Origin of the sequence: Faecalicatena sp. Marseille-Q4148, from assembly GCA_018228665.1 — a bacterium.
Classification (GTDB): Bacteria; Bacillota; Clostridia; order Lachnospirales; family Lachnospiraceae; genus UBA9414.
The window spans coordinates 899,510-921,632 of the sequence record CP073692.1 but is presented as its reverse complement, the minus strand read 5'-3'; the positions used below and the strand labels follow the sequence as shown (position 1 = coordinate 921,632).

Genomic DNA, 22,123 nt, shown 5'->3' with positions numbered 1-22,123 from the left:
AAATTTAGGGAAAAACAAGCAAAATAAAATGAGGAGGAATTTGAAATGGCAATTTTAGATGGAAAAAAAGTCATTATCATTGGCGACCGTGACGGCGTTCCGGGACCAGCTATCGCAGAATGTGCTAAAACAGCTGGCGCTGAAGTGATTTATTCAGCAACAGAATGCTTCGTCTGAACAAGCGCAGGCGCAATGGATTTAGAGAATCAGAAAAGGGTTAAAGATTTCGCTGACGAATACGGCGCAGAAAATATCGTTGTATTATTAGGTGCAGCAGAAGGCGAAGGCTCAGGCCTTGCAGCTGAGACTGTAACAGCAGGTGACCCAACATTCGCTGGTCCATTGACAGGAGTCCAGTTAGGACTTACGGTATTCCACGTATGTGAAGAAGAAGTTAAAGCAGAATTTGATCCAGCTGTTTATGACGAACAGGTTGGTATGATGGAAATGGTATTAGACGTTGACGATATTGCAAGTGAAATGTCTTCTATCCGTGAAGAATTTTGTAAATATTTATAAGATTAATTAGTGGGGTGATGAGGTAGCATGCTACCCCATCACCTTTATTCTTAAGGAAAATCACACTCACTTCCTTAAGTAACTTAATGAAAGGTGGACACAAGAATTATGAATAGTGTAATCAAAGGAGCAAGCTACGTATTAGCACATGTTCCTGAAATGGTATATTATAACGGAACAACTCAGACAACAGAGAAAGTTGTTAATCCGGAATCTGAATATTTAAAAGAACTTCCAAATCACCTTCGTACATATGAAGAATGTGTACAGTACTGGCCAAACCAGACATACATTGGAAACGCTCATCCGGATGATATGGCAAAAGTTCCATTCCCATTCTTCGAACAGAAAAAGGAAGATGCAAGCCGTTTTGGTAAATACGGTGAGATTATGCCACAGGATGAATTCTTGTTATTAGTTCAGATCTGTGATGTGTTCGAAGTTGTACTGTTAGACAAGAACTTCGTTGCAGAAGTTAAAGATAAATTCTGTGAAAATCCAATCATTACAGAAGCTATGAAAGCAAAAATCCACGAAGGATTTGAACTTTCTGAAATCGAACATTTCGTTAACGAAGAACATGCAGAAGGATTATACAACAACAACAAATTAGTTGGTTGTGTTAAGAGAGCTCATGATATCGATGTTAACCTTTCTGCACATGTTATGCATGAGAACATGATGAGTAAAGCTTCAAGTGTTCTTGCATTAGCATATGCAGTACGTAACGCAGGTATTCAGCCAGAAGAAGTTGAATATGTAATCGACTGTGCTGAAGAGGCTTGTGGTGATATGAATCAGCGTGGTGGCGGTAACTTCGCTAAAGCTGCTGCTGAGATCGTAGGTCTTCCTAACGCAACAGGATCTGACTCAAGAGGATTCTGTGCCGGACCTTCTCATGCATTAATCGAAGCTGCTTCTCTTGTTAAAGCAGGAGCATTCAAAACAGTTGTTGTTACAGCTGGTGGATGTACAGCTAAATTAGGTATGAATGGTAAAGACCATGTGAAAAAAGGTCTTCCGATCTTAGAGGACTGCTTAGGAGGATTTGCAGTTGTTCTTTCTGAGAACGATGGTGTAAACCCAGAAATCAACCTTGATATCATTGGACGTCATACAGTAGGAACAGGTTCTGCTCCACAGGCTGTTATTGGCGGTCTTGTAACAGATCCACTGGAAAGAGTTGGAATGAAAGTTACAGATATCGATAAATTCTCTCCAGAGATGCAGAACCCAGATATTACAAAACCAGCTGGTGCAGGTGATGTTCCGCTTGCTAACTACAAAATGATCGCAGCTTTAGCTGTTAAACGTGGTGACATCCAGAGAACAGAAATCAATGATTTCGTTGAAAAACATGGTCTTGTAGGATGGGCTCCAACTCAGGGACATATTCCGTCAGGTGTTCCGTACATCGGATTCGCTCGTGAAGATATCCTTGAAGGAAAGATCAAAAATGCTATGATCATTGGTAAAGGAAGTTTATTCCTTGGTCGTATGACAAACTTATTCGATGGTGTATCTTTCGTAATTCAGGCAAATACAGGTGCTGAAGAAGCAAGCGCTGTATCTGAAGAAGAAATCAAAGGCTTAATCGCCAAAGCAATGAAAGATTTTGCAGCATCATTGATGACAGCAGAAGAATAGGAGTGAACGAAAATGCCAAGTAGTGTAGAAAAAATGATCGCTGCTACCTTTATGGAAATGGCACAGGGCTTAGAGAGCGGAAGCTACGGAAAACGTCCTAAAATTGCTCTTACTGGTATGGGTAGCGAACATGGCGAAGAAAACGCTATGGAAGCTGCAGTTGCAGCAGCAAAAGATGGAATCGATGTTTACTACATCGGTACATTAGAAGCAGAGGGTGTTACAACTATTAAAGTTGCAGATGACGAAGAAGGACACAAGAAAATGGAAGAAATGCTTGCCAACAAGGAGATTGATGGTGCAGTAACAATGCACTTCCCATTCCCGATTGGCGTTTCTACTGTTGGTCGTGTTGTTACTCCTGCAAAAGGAAAAGAAATGTTCATCGCCAATACAACAGGTACATCCAGCGCAGATCGTATCGAAGGTATGATTAAAAATGCAGTTTACGGTGTAATCACAGCAAAAGCTTGTGGTATTAAGAATCCTACAATCGGTATTCTGAACGTAGACGGCGCTCGTCAGACAGAAAAAGCATTAAAAGAATTACAGGAAAAAGGATATGACATCGCATTTGCAGAATCAGGACGTGCTGATGGCGGATGCGTTATGAGAGGTAATGACGTACTTCAGGCATCTCCGGATGTTCTTGTAACAGATTCTTTAACAGGTAATATCTTAGTAAAAATGCTTTCTTCTTTCAATACAGGCGGAAGCTTTGAAGCAACAGGATACGGTTATGGTCCTGGAATCGGAGAAGGATATGATCAGTTAGTCATGATCGTTTCTCGCGCTTCTGGTGCACCGGTTATTGCGAATGCAATCCGTTATGCAGCACAGCTTGTAAGAGGAAAAGTATTCGAAGTATCTGCAAAAGAATTTGCAGCAGCTAAGAAAGCTGGCTTAAAAGATATCTTAGAAGCTCGTAAAGCAGCAGCAAAACCTGCAGCAGCTGAAGAAGAAGTAACAGCTCCGCCGGCAGAGATCGTAACAGCAGCAATTGCTGGTATCGAAGTTATGGATCTTGAGGATGCTGTAAAAGTGCTCTGGAAACAGAACATTTATGCTGAAAGTGGTATGGGATGTACAGGACCGATCATTCGTGTATCTGATGCAAACCTTGAAAAAGCAGAAGAAGAATTAAAGAAAGCCGGATATATCGGTTAATTTCATACAGTGCTTATGGGACAGAACTTAGGTTCTGTCCTTTTTTAAGTTCTTTTTCTAATGCAAGAAGGTTCGCCTCTTGAATTTTGCAATTTTTAATGCTATTATGCATAAATGTAGAATGGGCAAAAAAGGAGGCGGAGAGGAAATGGAATATCAGTTATTGATGCGCACAGCAATCTGTGCGGGAGAGCTATTATTAAAAAGCGGTGCAGAGACATATCGCGCTGAAGACACGATGAACCATATTCTTAAAACCTCCGGATGTGAATACATTGAAGTACATGCAACGATTACAGGCATTATGGCAACACTTTATGACAGTGCAATGAGTCAGCCGGTAACAATGATCTCCCGGGTAAAAAAAAGAGGGATGCATCTTTATAAAATTGTGAGAGTCAATGATATTTCCAGAAGATACTGCGGAGGTGAGATAACTCTGCAAGAAGCCTATGATGCATTGCAGAAGATTGGAAGTGATCTATACCGGCAGGGAACAAAGAGTATTTCGACCATGATGATTGTTACTGGATTTACACTTATGTTTGGCGGAGGGTGGATGGAAGTATTGGCATCGCTTTGCGTTGGAGGCGTCTTGGCAGGAATGATACAGTTTTGTGATCACCTTCATACGAATGTGATTATACAGGATATTATTTCTGCTCTGGCATTGGGGGCAGCAGCTCTTCTGCTGAAACATACGGTGTTTTTGACGATGAATTTAGAAGCTGTAATTATTGGAGCAATCATGCCCCTTGTTCCGGGAGTGGCAATTACGAATGCAGTGCGGGATACTCTGCAGGGAGATTATGTTTCCGGATGTGCGAGGATTCTGGAGGCATTTTTAAAAGCGGCAGCGATTGCGATTGGCGTTGGAGCAGCGATGGCACTTTCCAGTTATTTGCCATAAAGGGGGAATAAGCTATGTTGATAGAAGTATTGGGAACATTTATCGCAATTGTAGGTTTTGCAGTGCTATTGGATACTCCGCGCAAGTATGTACTTTTGGCGGGAGCGGTTGGTGCATTGTCAGGTTTTGTATATCTGCTTGGAATCAAATGGATGTTAGGAGAGACGATGGCAGCATTTGTGTCAGCAATTCTGGCAGGAATCGTATCACATATACTTGCAAGAAAGTATAAAACGCCGGTCATTATTTTTTTGCTTGGCGGGATTTTGCCGACAGTACCTGGTGCAGGAATGTATCGTGTCGTTTACAGCGTTATTTCCGGAAATGCGGCAATGACGGAGTATTATTTAGCGGAGACGCTGCAGATTGCGGGTGTGATTGCGCTTGCAGTATTTTTGACGGAGAGTTTTTTTAAACTCTTTGTCCGTGATGGGTGGAAACAGAATTCGCTGCGTTATGTAAGACAGGGAGAGAAGCGTGAGACAGGGAGATAAGTATGAGTAGTCTTGAAGTGATAGAACAAGAAAAAAAAGAAGAAATGCATCAGGTTCTGGAACTGGCGCTTGAAGCTGGTGAGATATTGCTGAAGCATGGTGCGGAAATTTCGAGAGTAGAGGAAACTATCGACCGGATTTGTAAGAAATTTCTGATTGAGACGGTAGATGCTTTTGTGCTGAGCAACGGCATTTTTATAACGGCAAGCAATAAAGAACACGAGGTATTCGCAAGGGTAAGGGCAATTCCAATGTCAGGAATTCATCTTGGAATTATTACGGAAGTAAATAAATTGTCCAGAGATATTGCTGCAGGGAATGTGGATGTAGCAAAAGCAAAAGAACGACTTCAGGAAATAAAAAATATGCCTGCAACTAACTACATCGTACAGATTATAGGATCAGGTCTTGGAAGTGCTTGCTTTATTTATCTGCTTGGCGCAACATTTTGGGAATGCATGATGACAATGATAAGCGGTGCAGCAGTATTTGCGGCGCTGTTAATTATGAAACGCTTTTACCTTTCGAAAATATTGACAAATATTCTTGGCGGAGGGTTGATAACGTTGCTTGGAATTTTGTATACTGATTGTATCGTACAGGAGGGAATGCGATTGAGCTTAATTATCAGCGGTTCTATCTTCCCTCTAATTCCCGGAGTTGCATTTGTAAATGCGATTCGGGATCTGGCGGATAGTGATTTTATTTCCGGAATTGTCAGAATGTTGGATGCGATTCTTGTGTTTGTCTATATTGCCATTGGAGTAGGAATTGTTCTATCGACTTATGCAAGCCTATTTGGAGGTGTTCTGTCATGATAGAAGTAATGTTACAGATGTTTTGTTCTTTTTTCGGAACGATGATGTTTTCTACATTATTTAATGTGCAGCGCCGCTATTATTTTGGTTGCGGACTTGCCGGTATGCTTGGATGGATGGGATATTACCTTGCACAGCCACATCTGTCTTCTGCTGTATGCTGTTTTATTGGAACGGTTATGATTGTGTTGAGTTCCAGAATCATGGCAACGAGACTGAAATGTCCGATCACAGTCTTTTTGATTGCAGGGATTTTCCCAATCGTGCCGGGAGCGAGAGTTTATCATACAGCATATAACCTTGTGGCAGGAGATATGATTGCCGCTGCATCATATGGACTGTCCGCACTTCAGGATGCTTTTGGAATCGTGCTTGGAATTGTCTGTGTACTGTCACTTCCGGGCAGTTGGTTTGGAAATAAGAATCAAAGGAATAGAAATCAGAACTAAGGAGAAAAGCTGTGGGGGAAGAGAAGATTATTAGGGAAGTAGATGATAAGGACGAAGAAATCTATCGGGTGTTGAAACTTGCTCTTGAGGCAGGGCAGATTCTTCTCAGGAGTGGAGCGGAGATTTTTCGTGTAGAAGAAACGATGCACAGAATCTGCAAATATTATGGCTATGATAATGTAGATACATTTACAGTAAGCAACGCAATCATTGTTTCTCTGGAAGGAGAAAAGAGAGAATTGTTTGCGAAGGTAAAAAATGTTCCGATGTCAGGGGCGCATTTAGAAATTGTGGCAGAGATCAACGATCTTTCCAGGCAGATTGAGGCAGGGTTGTATACCATTGATGAGGCTTTTGAAAAATTGAAAGAGATAGAACAGATTAAGCCGAATAGTGGACTTGCACAGGTGCTTGCAGCTGGTATGGCGAGCGGTTGTCTCGGATATATGTTTGGGGCAACTGCGATGGAAGGTGTCGGGGCATTTTTTACAGGACTTCTTCTCTATATATGGATTGTATGTGCAGGAAGACGTGGTCTTTCGAAAATCGTTACCAATATTATCGGAGGCGTCATCATTACATTTTTGGCTATTGGAGCATCCTGGATCTTTCCGGTGCTGCGTCCGGATAAATTGATCATTGGTTCGGTAATGCCTCTTGTGCCGGGAGTGGCATTTACAAATGCAATCAGAGATATTGCGGACAGTGATTTTATTTCAGGAACGGTTCGGATTACAGATGCAATTTTTGTTTTTGCCTATATTGCAATCGGAGTAGGATTCGCATGGACTTGTTATAATTATCTGATAGGAGTAATGTAAGATGTTTGCGTTGTTGATTAATATGGTGTGTTCCTTTTTAGCAACACTTTCTTTTTGTATTTTGTTTAATATTCCAAAACGGTGTTATGTATTTGGCGGTATCAATGGCATGCTTGGGTGGACCTGTTATTATCTGACAAACGAGCCGACTTCTGTGGCAGTAGCTTCGTTTCTGAGTGGAGTACTGATTACCTTTATGGCTCGTATTTTTGCAGCAGTGAAGAAATGTCCGGCAACAGAATTTTTGATTCCGGGGATTATTCCCCTTGTGCCGGGAGCAGGAATCTATTATACTGCGTACTATTTTGTGATGAATGATATGACATTAGCGGCGCAGAAGGGGGTAGAATCGCTGAAAGTTTCTTTTGCAATTGTAGTAGGAATGGTGTTTATTATTTCGCTGCCGGGAAAATGGTTTCGAATCAGAACGAGACAAAAGGAATAGAAGTGCCGGTTGCATATTGATGAAGAACAGGAATCATGGTAAAATGATAAAGAGCCAGAGATAAGAGGGGTGAGCTTATGGTTAAAATTTTAGGTCAAATGTTGCAGGAAAGTAAATACACAGTAGCGTTAAGCGGATATGGAATGATTGCGGAGAACGACTATCCGGCGCTTCGCGATGGCGAGGTGTCCTACGAGATTGAGCAAAGGTATGGACTCTGTACGGAAGAACTGTTGCATTGCAGCTGTTTTAATAATCGGACAGAGCTGTTTTATCAGTTCTATCGCAAGGAAGTTTTGAGCGCACTTGACAAAGAACCAGGAATAGGATTTCAGCTCCTTGCCAAGATGGAAGAACTGGGAATTTTACGGTCAGTTATTACAAAGAGGATTTTTGGTTTGCCGGAACGGGCTGGATGTAAGCATGTGATCAATCTTCATGGAAATATTTTAACAAATAGTTGTCCGCACTGTGGAGAGAGTTATGATGTGGATTATATTAAGAACAGCCGACGTGTTCCGCGCTGTGAGAAATGTGGAACAGTGATCCGTCCGGATATCATTTTGTTTGGTGAGATGGTAGACAACCGGGTTATGACAAAGGCTGCCGCAGAGGTAGAGAAAGCAGATGTCTTACTTGTACTTGGAACTCAGCTGCATTCAAATCTATGTGCTCAGCTTGTAAAGTACTACCAGGGGAATAAGCTCGTGCTTGTAAAACCGGAGGAACATTTTTCAGATAAGTATGCAGATTATGTGATTCATGAGCGGGTAGATGCTACATTGGAGAAGATGCTGGCAGAAATTCTTCTTGAATGTTAGTGATTTTATTATAATATATGAAGATAGCAGCAGGAGCATCAACTCCTGCTGTTTTTAGGAGGAAGTATATGGAATTAAATGAGGCACAGCAGCAGGCGGTTACGCATACGCAAGGCCCATGTATGGTATTGGCAGGACCTGGTTCCGGAAAGACCTTTACCCTTGTGAAAAGGATTATTTATATGACAGAACAGGCAAATATTTCGCCGCAGGAGATCCTTGTCATTACATTTACGAAAGCTGCGGCGAGGGAAATGAAAGAACGCTATTTAAAAGCTACAAATAAGCAGAAGACACCGATTACATTTGGTACTTTTCATGCAGTGTTTTATGGGATTCTGAAGTGGGCGTATCACATTGATGCGGCAAATATCATGTCGGATGAGGAGAAAAAACGGCTTGTGAAAGAAGAGCTGTCCCATTGTTATATTGAATGGGATGATGCAGAGGGAGAGGAAGAAGATATTCTGGCAGGTGTGCTGGAAGATATTGGTGCAATAAAAAATAATCGTTTGCGTGTGGAAACATTTGTATCAAAGCATGTGCGGCCGGATATTTTTCGCGAAATTTATAACTCATATGAGAGAAAGCGAAAAGAGATGAAAAAGCTTGATTTTGATGATATGCTTGTGTCCTGTCTGGAATTGTTTGAAAAATATCCGGATATTTTGAAACAATGGCAGAAAAAATTCCGATATTTAATGATAGACGAATTTCAGGATATTAATCCGGTGCAATATAAGATTGTACAACTTTTGGCTGAACCAGAGCAGAATCTGTTTATTGTAGGAGATGATGATCAGTCAATCTATGAGTTCCGGGGAGCGCGTCCCGGAATTATGCTCGGCTTTCAGAAGGATTACCCAAAAGCCAAAGAGATTTTTTTGAATAAAAATTATCGTTCCACAAAGAAAATTGTGACGGCAGCATCCAGAGTTGTTTCTCATAATGCAGCAAGATTTCCTAAAATATTTGAAGCTGTTGGAGAAGCTGGCGAAGACGTACATGTGCAGGAGACAAAAGATGCGGCGGAAGAAAGCAGATATATTCTGGGAGAAGTACAGAGAAGACATCAGATTGGAATTCCCTATAAGGATATGGCAGTGCTGTTTCGCACCAGTCTTAGCGTACGGACATTTGTAGAATGTTGTACAGAATACCATATTCCATTTCAGATGAAAGAATATATTCCTAATATTTATGAGCATTTTATTGCAAGAGACCTGGCAGCATATTTGAGATTAGCAAAAGGAAGTCGTGAACGAAGTGATTTTCTTATGATACTAAATCGTCCGAAACGTTATCTTGCCCGAAACAGCCTGGAGAAGGCAATCGTGTCTTTTGAAGATATGATGAATTATTATTGCGATAAAGAATGGATGCAGAAAAGAATCCGACAGCTGGAGTATGATATTCATCAGATGAAAACTATGACTCCGGAGCAGGCAATCAAATATATTCGAAAGAAGATTGGATATGATGAGTTTCTGAAAGAATATGCAGAAGAAAAACACAGCAGTCTCAGTGGTCTGACAGAAACACTCGACTATATTCAGGAGCAGGCTGCCGGACATCAGACGATTGAAGAATGGTTTACATTTGTACAGAAATATACAGAAGAATTAAAAGAACAAAGAGAAAAAGGGCCTTCGGATGAAGATGAGCTTGTGCTTCTGACAATGCATGGAGCGAAAGGACTTGAATATGATACCGTATTTATTATCGGAGCCAATGAAGATGAGATTCCGTATAAGAAAGCGAAAACACCTGCGGCAATCGAAGAAGAACGAAGAATGTTCTATGTGGCAATGACGCGGGCAAAAAGAAAGTTATTTGTAACATATCGAAGAGAAAAAAACGGAAAGAGACAATCCCCTTCCCGTTTTTTATCTGAATTACTCTTCGACGTCTAAATCGTCATATTCCAGAGAGTCAAGCCATTCGTCAAATGCATCGGCAGCAACTTCATATTCGTCATCGTCTTCGATGTTCTCAAGAGTTGGTTCGCCGTCTTCTGTCTCCGGTTCAACAAAACGGTACAGATAAACATCATCGTTTGCCTGTTCTCCGTCTTCATCCAGCGGAAGAAGAGCAATGTAAGAATGTTCTCCGGCTTCATAGATTGTAAGGATAGCACATTCTACTACCTCATCGTTATCAAGTGTCAATGTGACTGTAGACTGTACTTCTTCACAATTGCAGTCTTCATGACCGCATCCACAAGTATGTTCGCTCATGTTAAGTTCTCCTTTTCTATTTTGATATTATCACTTTAGCAGACATGGAAGAAAAATGCAAGAAAAATGCAAGGAGACATCTATTGACATTGGACAAAAAGACGATAAAATAATAAGTAATTATGACGAAATTACGGGAGGATAAGATGAAAAAAAGAATTTTTGCAGCAATAACCATATTGTTATTATTGTTCGGCCTCGCCGGATGCAAGAAAGATGTAGGAACACCGGAGGATAATGCAAAACCACAGGAGCCGGAGGAAGAGGTGGAAACATACCGGTTTGGATTCTCAGCGATTACGATGGAGAATCCGTATTATGGAGCGTTGGAATCTGCTGTACGGGAGCATGTGGAGAATAGTGGAAGTACATTGATAACAAAAGATCCAAAGTTGGATGCGGATCTGCAGATTACTCAGATTGATGAGATGATTGAAGAAGGAATTCAGGCAATCTTTTTGACACCGGTAGATTGGGAAGCTATTGAACCGGCGCTTCAGCATTTGAAAGATGCAGATGTGAAAATCATTAACCTGGATACGGAAGTGAAGAATCTTGATATGATAGATGCATATATTGGTTCGGATAATACGGCAGCAGGGGAGCTTTGCGGAAAACAGCTTGTAGAAGAAGCGCCGGACGGAGGACGGATTGTTCTTCTTGAATGTCCAACAATGAATTCCATTAATGACCGTATCACAGGATTTGAGACAGCTATTAGTGAAAAAGGATTTGAAATTGTTGGAAGGAGCGATGTACGGGGAGATCGACAAAGCTCACTTGCGGCAGCCAGAGAATTGCTTTTGGCACATGAAGATGTGACGGCGATTATGTGCGGAAATGATCAGATTGCCCTTGGAGCCCTTGATGCAGTAAAGGAACTGAAGAGAACAGAAGTTCGGATTTACAGTGTAGACGGATCACCGGAATTAAAAAAGGAGTTGGAGAAACCGGATACTCCTGTAGCAGGGACAAGCGGACAGGCGCCGATTAAGATGGCAAAAGATGCGGTTGAGACAGCGATTCTTATGATGCAGGGAGAAGACTATGAAGAGACCGTTTATGAGGAAGTCTTTTTTATCAATCAGGATAATGTTGACATTTATGGAACGGATGGATGGCAATAAATGTCAGCAAAGCTAACAGCAGAAAGGGATCATTCACTATGAAAAGAAAAAATGGAAGACCACTTCCTCTGGGAACAACAGTGCACGGAACATGCGTGAATTTTTCCGTGGCAGTGGAAGAAGAAAAGACATGCAGATTATTATTATACAGAGCCGGTACAGAGGAACCGGAGCAGATATTTGAGATGACGAAAGAAGACGCGATTGGTGAAGTGCGTTTTCTGGCAGTAGAAGGAATTGACGCGCGAAAATACGAATATAACTATGAAGTTGACGGTAAGCTCGTTATGGATCCTTATGTAAAGGAAATAGCCGGGAAAAAATGCTGGGGGCAAGTCGGTGACTCGAAAGAAATGAAGCTTCGCGGTAAGCTTGTTAGCAGCGCATATGATTGGGAGGAAGATAAGCTGCTGCAGATTCCGGAAGAGGAGGTCATTGCATATAATCTCCATGTGAGAGGGTTTACAAAAGACAGATCTTCCAGAATAAGAAAGAAAGGAACATTTGCCGGGGTGATTGAAAAAATCCCCTACTTATTGGAGGTGGGAGTCAATCAGATTCATTGTATGCCGGTCTATGAGTTTGAAGAATGCGGTGAGAAATATATAAATTATTGGGGATATGGTCCGTCATACTGTTTTGCGCCGAAATCAGCGTATGCTTCCAATGGACATAGTGTGAAGGAATTGAAAGATATGGTAAAAGCCTGTCATAAGGCGGGAATTGAAGTCATACTGAATCTGCCTTTTGATGAATCTATCCATCCACAGATGATTGTGGAGTGTCTGTATGCATATTTGATGGAATATCATGTAGACGGCTTTGTATTGAATCCGGCATTAGCGCCGATGAACAGCATTTTGAAAGATCCATTGCTAAAAGGATTGAAAATTATCTGTTATGACAATGGATTTCAGAACAGCATCCGGCGTTTTCTGAAAGGAGACGAGGGAATGGTACCGGAAGTTATGTGGCAGATGCGCAGACTTCCAAAGGCTGATCATACAATCAATTACATAACCAACCATACTGGGTTCACACTGACAGATCTGGTTTCTTATGATACAAAGCATAATGAAGAAAATGGAGAGAATAATACAGATGGTCCGGATTGTAATTTCAGTTGGAACTGCGGGACGGAGGGGCCAACCAGGAAGAAGCAGATTCTGAAGCTGAGAGATGGACAGATAAGAAATGCCTTTCTAATGCTGCTGTTATCTCAGGGAACGCCTTGTATTTTAGCAGGAGATGAATTTGGAAACAGCCAAAATGGAAATAACAATGTGTACTGTCAGGATAATGAAACAGGATGGCTTAACTGGCATCGGGGAATGCGGGAGATGGAATTGACAGAGTTTGTTAAGGAACTGATCCGATTTCGGAAGGAGCATCCGGTTCTGCATCAGAATCACCTGCTGCTTGGGATGGACCAGAAGAGCTGCGGTGTTCCTGATATTTCCTATCATGGAGAAAATGCATGGCAGGCGCCGGATCAGTATGACAGCCGTCAGCTTGGAGTTTTTTTGAGTGGTGAAGCGCTGGAGACAGAAGACTGTTTTATTGCTTTAAACATGCATTGGGTAGAGCATACATTTGCGATACCAACGCTTTCAAAGAGCAAAGAATGGCACTTATCAGTATCCACACAAGATGGTGTCTTAGAGAATCCAACGCCGCTTGGGAAGAAGAAGAGCATTATAGTGCCGGGAAGAACGATTGTTGTATTGACAGGGAAAAACAAAGATGAGGAAAAAGATGACAGGAATTAGTGGTTTTCAGCTGAAATGGATTGGAATTGTGACAATGGCCATTGATCATATCGGGCATGTATTATTTCCCCAGTGTTGGATGCTGCGTGTGATTGGACGGCTTGCATTTCCCATTTTCTGCTTTTTGCTTGTGGAAGGGTTTCATTATACACATGATCGAAAGCGTTATGCACTGCGGCTTGCCGCATTCGCAGTGATATCTGAATTGCCGTTTAATATAGCGATTTTTGGAAATTGGTTTGTACCGCAGCATCAGAATGTATTTTGGACATTGACAATTGGAGTATTGATGATGACGGCATTGGAATGGATCGATAAAAGACAGTCAGGGGCTGTTTTTGGGGTGCTGAAAATTGGTGCAGTACTGTTGGCAATGTTACTGACAGTGGTTCTTCGGACAGATTATTCAGAAAAAGGGATTTTTATGATTTTTCTGTTTTATATCTTTTATCAGAATCGAAGAGCGGCAGCGTTGTCAGTGGCCGGATACAATTTAGCTTTGTCACTGTGGCAGTTAGGTTCTGTACAAGGGGCAGCAGCGCTATCCGCAGTTCCTATTTTGTGCTATAATGGAAAAGAAGGGAAAAAGATGAAATATTTTTTCTATCTGTTCTATCCTGTGCATTTGCTGTTGCTGCATGTGATTTCCCTGATTGTTTAATGGAAGAGACGAGAGGTGTTTTATGAGACTTGCTAATATATGGGGACATTTGTGTACTATTACACATCACCGCCATATGGTGATGCGCTTTTGTTTTTGTGTCGGATTGTATCGGCAGGGGCTGCTCCATGATCTGTCCAAATACAGTTGGACAGAATTTAAGGTTGGCTGTAAATACTATCAGGGCACACGAAGTCCCAATAATGCAGAGCGGGAAGAGACAGGATATTCAAAAGCATGGCTGCATCATAAGGGAAGAAACAGACATCATTATGAATACTGGATTGATTATAGTATGAAGCCGGGAGAAGGAATGATTGGCCTGGAAATGCCGGTCAACTATGTCATAGAAATGTTTCTTGACCGGATTGCTGCATCAAAAACATATGAGAGAGATGCATATACAGATCGAAGTCCGTTGAAGTATTATGAGCAAGGGGCAGTTGGAATGATGATTCATCCAAAAACAAGAAAGTTATTAAAACATCTACTTGAGATGTTGGCGGAAAAAGGAGAACGAAAGACTTTTTCATATATCCGAAATACGATTTTAAAACACAATCGTTAAAACTCCCAGCAGAAGCCGGTCTGTACTGGAAAGAACAGCGCTTTTGCCGGGAGTTTTATAATAAGAGATTAGTCATTTGCCGGATAGATCAGTCGAGAATCATCAATATCTGTCAGAACTTCTGCTAAATATTTGCGGGCGATATATTTTGCCATTGGAAGGTTCATATCCAGATAATTGCCGCAGTCTTTTGCGGAAGCACCAGGAATATTGCCTTCAAATTCAGCAATAAATGTAAAAAGTTCAGTCATAAGCGGGATGATCTCTCGTGAAGTGAGGGAACCGCTAAGTAACAGATAAAAGCCTGTGCGGCAGCCCATTGGTCCAAAGTAGATTGTCTTTGGTCCGGCAGTCGGGTGATTGCGTAAAAATGTGGCTGCAAGATGTTCGATTGTATGAATTTCAGCCGTATTCATAACAGGCTCTTCGTTTGGGTTGGTAATGCGGATATCAAATGTTGTAATCGGATGTCCTTCAACAAAGTCTACGCGGGACACATAAAGTCCTGGAATCAGACGAAGATGGTCTATTGTAAAGCTTGTGATTTTTTCCATAATGATAGAAAACCTCCTTTATTTTGTGATTTTTATTATAACGGACAGAGAGGGGAAATACAAGAAACTTTAGAAAGAGGAATGATGGAATGAAAATATATATTATCAGACACGGAGAAACAGACTGGAATCAGACAAGAAGAATGCAGGGACGAAAAGACGTTCCATTGAATGCATTTGGAAGGCATTTGGCAGAAGAAACTAGAAAGGCACTTTTAGAGGTAAGCTTTGACGCAGTATATACAAGTCCGCTTGAGCGAGCAAAAGAAACAGCGCAGATTGTATCAGGAGGACGGGCGCCGATTCTTTGTGATGAGAGATTAATTGAGATGAGCTTTGGAATTTATGAAGGACTGTCTGCTGCAAAGGATAGCTGGAATATTCCAGACCTGGCATTTCAGAATTTTTTTGACGCACCAGACAAGTATGTTCCGCCAACAGAGGGAGAATCTTTTGAGGAAGCGAAGAGACGGTTGGAAGCATTTATGAAAGAGCTTCGAGAAAAGCAGCTAAAGACAGTGTTATTATCAACACATGGAGCGGCGCTTTGCGCACTTTTAAATCTGGTAGTAAAGAAAAAGGAATTGTCTGCTGTGTGGGACGGAGGCGTCCACAAAAACTGTGCTGTGACAATTTTGGAAGACGATGGCATGAACTATCAAATTTTGGAAGAGAATCATACTTATTATAAAGATATTGTGAAACCGTGGTAGGATGGATGCTTGACGATAGAATCGAAGAATGATAAACTAAAAAAAGAACATTTGGGAGGGATCGACATGATAAATGATAAAAAAGTATTGTTCAGTGGAATGCAGGCAACAGGGAATCTGACACTTGGAAATTATCTGGGAGCATTGAAGAACTGGATTACACTGAGCGATGAGTATGAATGTTTTTACAGTGTTGTAGATATGCATTCGATTACCGTGCGCCAGGATCCGGCAACACTTCGCAAGAGAGCGAGAGCGCTTTTGACACTTTATATCGCTGCAGGACTGGATCCGAAGAAGAATTGTATTTATTATCAGTCGCATGTATCAGGACATGCGGAACTTGCATGGATTCTTAACTGCTTTACATATATGGGTGAGCTGAACCGGATGACACAGTTTAAAGATAAATCATCAAAACATGCAGACAATATCAATGCAGGTCTGTTTACATATCCGGTATTGATGGCATCAGATATTCTGCTGTATCAGACAGATGTAGTTCCGGTTGGAATTGACCAGATGCAGCATTTGGAACTTACAAGAAACATTGCTGAGCGGTTTAACAATATTTATGGAGATGTATTTACTGTTCCGGAAGCGTATATCGGTAAAGTCGGAGCAAAGATTATGAGTCTTCAGGATCCGGCGAAAAAGATGTCTAAATCTGACGAGAATCCAAATGGAAGTATTTATCTGATGGATGATCCGGATACGATTATGAGAAAATTCAAGAGAGCTGTGACAGACTCTGAAGGAATGATCTGCTATCGTCCGGAGCAGCCGGGAGTTAAGAATCTCATTGATATCTATTGTGCATGTACCGGCAAGACTCCGCAGGAAGTTGAGAAGGAATTTGCCGGTAAGGGTTATGGAGAGCTGAAACCAGCTGTAGGAGAAGCTGTTATTGCAGTTTTGAAACCACTTCAGGATGAAGTTGCACGTCTTTCACAGGAGAAATCCTACCTTGACGGTATCATTAAGGAGAATGCTGAGAAGGCGAACTATTATGCAATGAAAACGCTTCGAAAAGTGCAGAAAAAGGTGGGCTTTCCAGAGCGGATTCGCTAAGTGTAAGCTGTATGATGAGAGTAAAAGAAGCGAGGGTTTGAAAAAACCTTCGCTTTTCAAAACATATGAGAAGGAGAAGAATGCGAAAGATGGGAATTAGTCTGAAGAAATTATTTGCTCCGGCGGATATGACCGTTGGGAAACCCTGGGAGCAGATTGTAATATTTACGATACCGATGCTGATTGGAAATATTGCACAGCAGCTTTATAATACCGTAGATAGTATCGTTGTCGGAAGATATGTGGGTGATAATGCATTAGCAGCGGTTGGAAGTGCAAGTCCGATCTTTAATCTGCTGCTTGTGCTTTTTATTGGAATTTCTGTCGGTGCAAGCGTTATGGTGTCGCAATATTTTGGCGCGAAGCAGAGAGAAGAGTTGTCAAAGACGATTGGGAACTGTATTACATTAACAGCACTGGCGTCAGTAATTATTATGGTTTTAGGGGCAGCCTTAGTGAAGCCGCTTTTACATATGCTGAATACACCGGAAAGTATTATTGACTGGTGTGCTTCGTATTTAATGATTCTGCTGATGGGAATTGCCGGAGTTGCCTACTATAACATTCTGTGCGGAATACTGCGGGGATTAGGAGATTCAATATCTGCGCTCATCTATCTGCTGATCGCAACAGTTATTAATATTGTACTGGATATTTGGTTTGTGGCAGGATTGAAAATGGGAGTCGCGGGGGTGGCGCTTGCCACTGTGATCGCCCAGGTTGTATCGGCAGTGCTGTGTATGATTAAACTGGCGCGAATGACAGCTGTTTTTGATATGAAATGGAAGTATTTGAAAATGGACCGCTTTCATGCAGCAACGATCATACGACTTGGGCTTCCATCCGGAGTTACCCAGGCAATTTTTTCTATGGCGATGGTTGTCGTACAGTCTCTGACGAACAGTTTCGGAGAAATGGTCATTGCAGCGAACGTCATTATTATGCGTGTAGACGGATTTGCTATGATGCCGAATTTTTCTTTTGGAACAGCGATGACAACTTATGCAGGACAAAATGTTGGAGCTAAGCGCTACGATCGGGTAGAACAGGGAGCAAAACAGGGAACATTGATTGCGGTAGGTGTTTCGGCAGTGATTACTGCAGCAATCCTTGTATTTGGTAAATATTTAATGGCAATTTTTACAACAACCTCTGAATTAGTGACGCTGAGCGCCAATATGATGAAAATTCTTGCAGTAGGATATATTGCGATGGCAGTGACTCAGAGCCTTTCCGGAGTGATGAGAGGGGCAGGAGATACGATGACTCCAATGTGGATTTCATTGATCACAACTGTACTGATCCGCGTGCCTCTTGCTTATGGAATTTCATATCTCACAAGAACGCCGGAGTTGCCGACAGGAGATTATCGTTGTATTTTTATTTCCTTACTAAGTTCCTGGGTACTTGGAGCTGTGATTACAGCAATTTGTTATCGCCGGGGAAAATGGAAAGAAAAAGGGTTAAAGATGTAGAAAGTGGAAAACCAGAACAGGAAAAAGCTCATAATAAAAAGGGGCTGTCGGGAAATGATAGTTCCAAACAGGGGCAGATTTGACTTGTATGAGTCAAACCTGCCCCTGAAACTTTTCCATAAAAAGAGAAAAAGATGGCTAACGACAACCATCATTTTCTCCGTTCCATGTTATAATGGAACTATGCTAAACAAAGACTATTATAACGATTTTTTTGAATTAGGGCAACAGAAAATTAACTTCAGTTTCTTCGAATTGTGTTTACCAGACGACGATCCAGTCTATACCCTGAAAAAAGTGATGGAGGAGTTAGATTTTTCTGGCTTATTAGCCAATTGTTCTGATAAGGGAAGAACCGGGTACAACCCAATCATGATGTATGCTGTAGTTACTTACGCAAACATGCGTGGGATAAGAGCTGTTGACCGTATTGTAGAATTATGTGAAAGAGATCTCGCCTTTATCTGGCTTACGAAAGGTCAGAAGCCGAAACGGGATGCTTTTTATGACTTCAAGAATAAGAAACTGACCGCTGATGTACTGGATGAGCTGAATTATCAGTTTCTTCGTCGCCTGCAAAAAGAAGGATTCATCACACTAAAAAATCTTTTTATTGACGGTACAAAAATAGAAGCCAATGCGAACCGTTATACGTTTGTCTGGAGAGGAACAATCAATTATCATCTTGCAGGACTACTGGATACTATTGATTTATTGTATCAAAAGTATAACGTTTTGATTGATGAAAATGAGTATGGCATCAAATATGACATTCACCATGCGCATATATTCGTGATCGAAGGAATGGAGAAAGTACGGGATGTGATTGAAAAGAACCGAAAAAGAAAACTGACAAAACATAAAAAGTTATCCAATAATACAATCATAGAGATTGACAATTGTTCTCCGTTGGAGATACTGAAGCTCCAAAAAAATCTGATACAGATAGCAGAACAGGAACAGATTACATTTGTTTATGGAAAAGGAAAAAGAAAATCGGAAATCCAGCAGCTTTACGAAGAATTGGAAGCCTGTGGTGAACGTCTTATGGGATATAAAGAGTGTTTTGAGATCATGGGAACAGACAGAAACAGTTATTCCAAAACAGATCTGGAAGCTACTTTTATGCGGATGAAAGAGGATCATATGCTGAACGGGCAATTAAAAGCGGCATATAATGTTCAGATTGCAGTAGAGAATTATTTCATTGTCCAGACTTATGTCAGCAATGATCGGACAGATTATAATACGTTGATTCCGGTTTTGGAAAAACATCAAAAAGCATTTGGGGATATTCTTGAGGAAGTGACAGCAGATAGCGGGTATTGCAGCGAAAGAAACCTACTGTACTTAAAAGAACATAAAATCTCCAGCTATATCAAGCTGCAGGATCATGAAAAACGGAAAACACGTGCGTATACAGAAGAAATCGGAAAATATTACAACATGAAAACGCAGATATTTGAAGATGAGTTGTATTATATTTGCCATGACGGAAGAGAATTGCATCATATCCGAACAGAAACAAAAGCACAGACTGGTTATACACAAACCTTTGAAGTGTATGGATGTGCAGACTGCAGTGGTTGTGAACATAAAGCAAAATGTCTCTATAAATATGATGCCGAAAAAGATAGAGAGAAAAATAAAGTGATGAAGATCAACGAACAATGGGAAGCTTTGAAAGAAGAATCCCATAAAAACATCCAGAGTGAGAAAGGGATCTTAAATCGTCAGATTCGTTCCATCCAGACAGAGGGACATTTTGGAGACATTAAAGAAAATGACAGTTTCCGCCGATTCAATTACCGGACATCCGAAAAAGTATATAAAGAATTCATGCTGTATGCGATTGGAAGAAATATAAATAAATACCATCGTTTTCTTCATGAAAAAATCCAAAAATTTGAGAAAAAAATCGAAGAAACAGTTGCTTAGAAAATGTGTACGTTTAAATATGCAGGTTGAGGGGTTTTTGTGCCCAAAAATACATACGAAAAAGACAAAATACGAATCTCTCATAGAAGATCAGGTGCGAAAAACACTGATTTCTAAAGGAGATTCGTATTTTGAGATTTAGAGCCTAAAAATCGGTATTAACCGACAGCCCCTTTTTTGAAATTGTTGATGTATTAGCTGCCTGTAACAGCAGAAATAGAATTAATTGTCTTCTTCGGTCAGAGAATAGGTCTGGCGCTTTCTTGCCATTTCATCGCTTTCAAGATATTCATCATAAGTCGTCATCTTATCGATGAGCTTACCGCCTGGCATAATTTCCATGATACGGTTGGCAGTTGTCTGGACAACCTGGTGGTCATGAGAAGCAAAAAGAATGACGCCCGGGAATTTGATCAATCCGTTGTTCAGCGCGGTAATAGATTCCATATCCAGATGGTTTGTCGGCTCATCCAGAATTAGAATATTTGCACCGGAGATCATCATTTTTGATAAGAGACAGCGAACTTTTTCACCACCGGAAAGGACTTTTACTTTTTTCACGCCGTCTTCCCCGGCAAAAAGCATTCTTCCCAGGAAGCCACGAACGTATGTCACATCTTTTTCATCAGAATATTGCATAAGCCAGTCAGCAATCGTATAATCGTTGTCAAATTCTTTTGTACTGTCTTTCGGGAAGTATGCCTGGGAAGTTGTGACACCCCATTTGTAAGTTCCTTCATCTGGTTCGATTTCTCCTGTAAGAATACGGAACAGTGTTGTTTTCGCAAGCTCGTTACTTCCTACAAATGCTACTTTGTCTTCACGACCGATTGTGAAAGAGAGATTGTCCAGAACCTTTTCGCCATCAATTGTCTTGGACAGACCTTCTACGGTCAGAACTTCATTACCAATTTCACGGTTTGGCTTGAAATCAATATAAGGATACTTACGGCTGGACGGACGGATTTCATCTAACTGGATTTTCTCCAATGCACGTTTTCTTGAAGTTGCCTGTTTGGATTTTGAAGCATTGGCAGAGAAACGGGAAATGAAGTCCTGTAGTTCTTTAATCTTTTCTTCTTTCTTTTTATTTGCTTCCTTCATCTGGCGGATAAGAAGCTGACTGGATTCATACCAGAAGTCGTAGTTTCCGGCAAACAGCTGGATTTTACCGTAGTCAATGTCTGCAGTTTGCGTACAAACTTTATTAAGGAAATAGCGGTCATGAGACACAACGATGACGGTGTTGTCAAAGTTAATCAGGAATTCCTCCAGCCATGCAATAGCATCTAAGTCAAGATGGTTTGTCGGCTCGTCCAAAAGCAGGATATCCGGGTTGCCGAAAAGAGCCTGGGCAAGGAGTACTTTTACCTTCTCAGGTCCTGTCAGGTCTTTCAGATACTTGTAATGAAGCTCTGTTTCGATGCCAAGTCCGTTGAGCAAAGAAGCGGCGTCAGCTTCGGCTTCCCAACCATTCATGGAGGCAAATTCGCCTTCTAATTCGCTGGCTTTGATACCGTCTTCTTCTGTAAAGTCTTCTTTGGCATATAGCACTTCTTTTTCTTTCATAATTTCATAAAGACGTGCATTCCCCATAATAACGGTATCCAACACCATAAATTCATCGTATTTAAAATGGTCCTGCTGAAGGAAAGAAAGTCTTTCTCCCGGACTGATTGTAACAGTTCCGCTTGTCGGTTCTAATTGTCCTGAGAGAATCTTCAGAAATGTAGACTTACCGGCGCCATTGGCACCAATCAATCCATAGCAGTTTCCTTCGGTAAATTTAATATTTACATCTTCAAAAAGCGCTTTTTTACCAACTCGTAAAGTGATATTATTTGCACTAATCATATTGATATATCTCCTTTCATAACTCAGATTATCTAAATCAATTCATACACATACGGGTGTATTCT

General features: G+C 41.1%; 22 protein-coding genes. 19 read left to right on the top strand and 3 right to left on the bottom strand.

All coding sequences use genetic code 11. The annotated features are described in order from the left end of the window. The first annotated feature begins 45 nt into the window (after positions 1 to 45). The 11 genes from KFE17_04440 (at position 46) to KFE17_04390 (ending at position 10,004) form a co-directional block, all read left to right on the top strand. Positions 46 to 519, top strand: a complete 474-nt coding sequence (locus KFE17_04440; protein ID QUO33002.1) for a glycine/sarcosine/betaine reductase complex selenoprotein A — start codon at positions 46 to 48, stop codon at positions 517 to 519. A gap of 108 nt (positions 520 to 627) precedes the next feature. Further along, on the top strand, positions 628 to 2,166 hold the full coding sequence (locus KFE17_04435) for a glycine reductase (GenBank protein QUO33001.1): 1,539 nt from the start codon (positions 628 to 630) through the stop codon (positions 2,164 to 2,166). Positions 2,167 to 2,178: 12 nt separating this feature from the next. Further along, complete coding sequence (locus KFE17_04430; GenBank protein ID QUO33000.1) at positions 2,179 to 3,333, top strand: glycine reductase; 1,155 nt, start codon at positions 2,179 to 2,181, stop codon at positions 3,331 to 3,333. Between the two features lie 148 nt (positions 3,334 to 3,481). Next, complete coding sequence (locus KFE17_04425) at positions 3,482 to 4,243, top strand: threonine/serine exporter family protein (protein ID QUO32999.1); 762 nt, start codon at positions 3,482 to 3,484, stop codon at positions 4,241 to 4,243. A gap of 14 nt (positions 4,244 to 4,257) precedes the next feature. After that, on the top strand, positions 4,258 to 4,737 hold the full coding sequence (locus KFE17_04420; protein QUO32998.1) for a threonine/serine exporter family protein: 480 nt from the start codon (positions 4,258 to 4,260) through the stop codon (positions 4,735 to 4,737). Positions 4,738 to 4,739: 2 nt separating this feature from the next. After that, complete coding sequence (locus KFE17_04415) at positions 4,740 to 5,555, top strand: threonine/serine exporter family protein (protein QUO32997.1); 816 nt, start codon at positions 4,740 to 4,742, stop codon at positions 5,553 to 5,555. 8 nt (positions 5,556 to 5,563) lie between these two features. Then, complete coding sequence (locus KFE17_04410; protein ID QUO33618.1) at positions 5,564 to 6,004, top strand: threonine/serine exporter family protein; 441 nt, start codon at positions 5,564 to 5,566, stop codon at positions 6,002 to 6,004. 11 nt (positions 6,005 to 6,015) lie between these two features. Continuing rightward, positions 6,016 to 6,825 carry a threonine/serine exporter family protein gene (locus KFE17_04405; GenBank protein QUO32996.1) on the top strand — a complete coding sequence of 270 codons (810 nt, stop codon included), beginning with the start codon at positions 6,016 to 6,018 and terminating at the stop codon, positions 6,823 to 6,825. A gap of 1 nt (position 6,826) precedes the next feature. After that, positions 6,827 to 7,270 (top strand): threonine/serine exporter family protein, encoded by a 444-nt coding sequence (locus KFE17_04400; protein ID QUO32995.1) that lies wholly within the window; start codon positions 6,827 to 6,829, stop codon positions 7,268 to 7,270. Positions 7,271 to 7,368: 98 nt separating this feature from the next. Then, positions 7,369 to 8,091 carry an NAD-dependent deacetylase gene (locus KFE17_04395; GenBank protein ID QUO33617.1) on the top strand — a complete coding sequence of 241 codons (723 nt, stop codon included), beginning with the start codon at positions 7,369 to 7,371 and terminating at the stop codon, positions 8,089 to 8,091. 68 nt (positions 8,092 to 8,159) lie between these two features. Then, positions 8,160 to 10,004, top strand: a complete 1,845-nt coding sequence (locus KFE17_04390) for an ATP-dependent helicase (GenBank protein QUO32994.1) — start codon at positions 8,160 to 8,162, stop codon at positions 10,002 to 10,004. Here the strand turns inward: KFE17_04390 and KFE17_04385 are convergent. After that, positions 9,987 to 10,328, bottom strand: a complete 342-nt coding sequence (locus KFE17_04385; protein QUO32993.1) for a DUF1292 domain-containing protein — start codon at positions 10,326 to 10,328, stop codon at positions 9,987 to 9,989. The genes KFE17_04390 and KFE17_04385 overlap by 18 nt on opposite strands. Before the next feature lie 146 nt (positions 10,329 to 10,474). On the opposite strand from KFE17_04385, the gene KFE17_04380 reads away from it, so the two are divergent. From KFE17_04380 to KFE17_04365, 4 genes are read left to right on the top strand one after another with little or no spacing between them, the layout of a single operon-like run. Then, the gene (locus KFE17_04380) at positions 10,475 to 11,455 is read left to right on the top strand and encodes a substrate-binding domain-containing protein (GenBank protein QUO32992.1); all 981 of its coding nucleotides are present in this window, start codon (positions 10,475 to 10,477) and stop codon (positions 11,453 to 11,455) included. Between the two features lie 38 nt (positions 11,456 to 11,493). Beyond that, complete coding sequence (locus tag KFE17_04375) at positions 11,494 to 13,224, top strand: glycogen debranching protein (GenBank protein QUO32991.1); 1,731 nt, start codon at positions 11,494 to 11,496, stop codon at positions 13,222 to 13,224. Next, on the top strand, positions 13,199 to 13,885 hold the full coding sequence (locus KFE17_04370) for a hypothetical protein (GenBank protein ID QUO32990.1): 687 nt from the start codon (positions 13,199 to 13,201) through the stop codon (positions 13,883 to 13,885). Before KFE17_04375 ends, KFE17_04370 begins: the two co-directional genes overlap by 26 nt. A 22-nt stretch (positions 13,886 to 13,907) precedes the next feature. Beyond that, complete coding sequence (locus tag KFE17_04365) at positions 13,908 to 14,453, top strand: catalase (GenBank protein ID QUO32989.1); 546 nt, start codon at positions 13,908 to 13,910, stop codon at positions 14,451 to 14,453. A gap of 68 nt (positions 14,454 to 14,521) precedes the next feature. Here the strand turns inward: KFE17_04365 and KFE17_04360 are convergent, their stop codons facing one another. Continuing rightward, positions 14,522 to 15,007, bottom strand: a complete 486-nt coding sequence (locus KFE17_04360) for an S-ribosylhomocysteine lyase (protein ID QUO32988.1) — start codon at positions 15,005 to 15,007, stop codon at positions 14,522 to 14,524. Positions 15,008 to 15,096: 89 nt separating this feature from the next. On the opposite strand from KFE17_04360, the gene KFE17_04355 reads away from it, so the two are divergent. From KFE17_04355 to KFE17_04340, 4 genes are all read left to right on the top strand, one after another. Next, the gene (locus KFE17_04355; GenBank protein ID QUO32987.1) at positions 15,097 to 15,720 is read left to right on the top strand and encodes a histidine phosphatase family protein; all 624 of its coding nucleotides are present in this window, start codon (positions 15,097 to 15,099) and stop codon (positions 15,718 to 15,720) included. Positions 15,721 to 15,786: 66 nt separating this feature from the next. Beyond that, the gene (gene trpS, locus KFE17_04350; GenBank protein ID QUO32986.1) at positions 15,787 to 16,791 is read left to right on the top strand and encodes a tryptophan--tRNA ligase; all 1,005 of its coding nucleotides are present in this window, start codon (positions 15,787 to 15,789) and stop codon (positions 16,789 to 16,791) included. Positions 16,792 to 16,871: 80 nt separating this feature from the next. Then, positions 16,872 to 18,266 carry an MATE family efflux transporter gene (locus KFE17_04345; protein QUO32985.1) on the top strand — a complete coding sequence of 465 codons (1,395 nt, stop codon included), beginning with the start codon at positions 16,872 to 16,874 and terminating at the stop codon, positions 18,264 to 18,266. A 183-nt stretch (positions 18,267 to 18,449) separates the two neighbouring features. After that, positions 18,450 to 20,204, top strand: a complete 1,755-nt coding sequence (locus KFE17_04340; GenBank protein QUO33616.1) for an IS1182 family transposase — start codon at positions 18,450 to 18,452, stop codon at positions 20,202 to 20,204. A gap of 222 nt (positions 20,205 to 20,426) precedes the next feature. Here the strand turns inward: KFE17_04340 and KFE17_04335 are convergent, their stop codons facing one another. Further along, a complete protein-coding gene (locus KFE17_04335) occupies positions 20,427 to 22,058 on the bottom strand; it encodes an ATP-binding cassette domain-containing protein (protein QUO32984.1) in 1,632 nt (543 codons plus the stop codon). Positions 22,059 to 22,123 lie beyond the last annotated feature (65 nt).

Excerpts from the sequence above, each read along its gene's own strand:
- KFE17_04385 (QUO32993.1), bottom strand. The coding sequence starts at position 10,328 with ATGAGCGAACATACTTGTGGATGCGGTCATGAAGACTGCAATTGTGAA.
- KFE17_04370 (QUO32990.1), top strand. The coding sequence starts at position 13,199 with ATGAGGAAAAAGATGACAGGAATTAGTGGTTTTCAGCTGAAATGGATT.
- KFE17_04420 (QUO32998.1), top strand. The coding sequence starts at position 4,258 with ATGTTGATAGAAGTATTGGGAACATTTATCGCAATTGTAGGTTTTGCA.
- KFE17_04365 (QUO32989.1), top strand. The coding sequence starts at position 13,908 with ATGAGACTTGCTAATATATGGGGACATTTGTGTACTATTACACATCAC.
- trpS (QUO32986.1), top strand. The coding sequence starts at position 15,787 with ATGATAAATGATAAAAAAGTATTGTTCAGTGGAATGCAGGCAACAGGG.
- KFE17_04355 (QUO32987.1), top strand. The coding sequence starts at position 15,097 with ATGAAAATATATATTATCAGACACGGAGAAACAGACTGGAATCAGACA.
- KFE17_04395 (QUO33617.1), top strand. The coding sequence starts at position 7,369 with ATGTTGCAGGAAAGTAAATACACAGTAGCGTTAAGCGGATATGGAATG.
- KFE17_04340 (QUO33616.1), top strand. The coding sequence starts at position 18,450 with ATGCTAAACAAAGACTATTATAACGATTTTTTTGAATTAGGGCAACAG.
- KFE17_04425 (QUO32999.1), top strand. The coding sequence starts at position 3,482 with ATGGAATATCAGTTATTGATGCGCACAGCAATCTGTGCGGGAGAGCTA.
- KFE17_04335 (QUO32984.1), bottom strand. The coding sequence starts at position 22,058 with ATGATTAGTGCAAATAATATCACTTTACGAGTTGGTAAAAAAGCGCTT.
- KFE17_04430 (QUO33000.1), top strand. The coding sequence starts at position 2,179 with ATGCCAAGTAGTGTAGAAAAAATGATCGCTGCTACCTTTATGGAAATG.
- KFE17_04375 (QUO32991.1), top strand. The coding sequence starts at position 11,494 with ATGAAAAGAAAAAATGGAAGACCACTTCCTCTGGGAACAACAGTGCAC.
- KFE17_04415 (QUO32997.1), top strand. The coding sequence starts at position 4,740 with ATGAGTAGTCTTGAAGTGATAGAACAAGAAAAAAAAGAAGAAATGCAT.
- KFE17_04410 (QUO33618.1), top strand. The coding sequence starts at position 5,564 with ATGTTACAGATGTTTTGTTCTTTTTTCGGAACGATGATGTTTTCTACA.
- KFE17_04345 (QUO32985.1), top strand. The coding sequence starts at position 16,872 with ATGCGAAAGATGGGAATTAGTCTGAAGAAATTATTTGCTCCGGCGGAT.
- KFE17_04390 (QUO32994.1), top strand. The coding sequence starts at position 8,160 with ATGGAATTAAATGAGGCACAGCAGCAGGCGGTTACGCATACGCAAGGC.
- KFE17_04380 (QUO32992.1), top strand. The coding sequence starts at position 10,475 with ATGAAAAAAAGAATTTTTGCAGCAATAACCATATTGTTATTATTGTTC.
- KFE17_04435 (QUO33001.1), top strand. The coding sequence starts at position 628 with ATGAATAGTGTAATCAAAGGAGCAAGCTACGTATTAGCACATGTTCCT.
- KFE17_04400 (QUO32995.1), top strand. The coding sequence starts at position 6,827 with ATGTTTGCGTTGTTGATTAATATGGTGTGTTCCTTTTTAGCAACACTT.
- KFE17_04360 (QUO32988.1), bottom strand. The coding sequence starts at position 15,007 with ATGGAAAAAATCACAAGCTTTACAATAGACCATCTTCGTCTGATTCCA.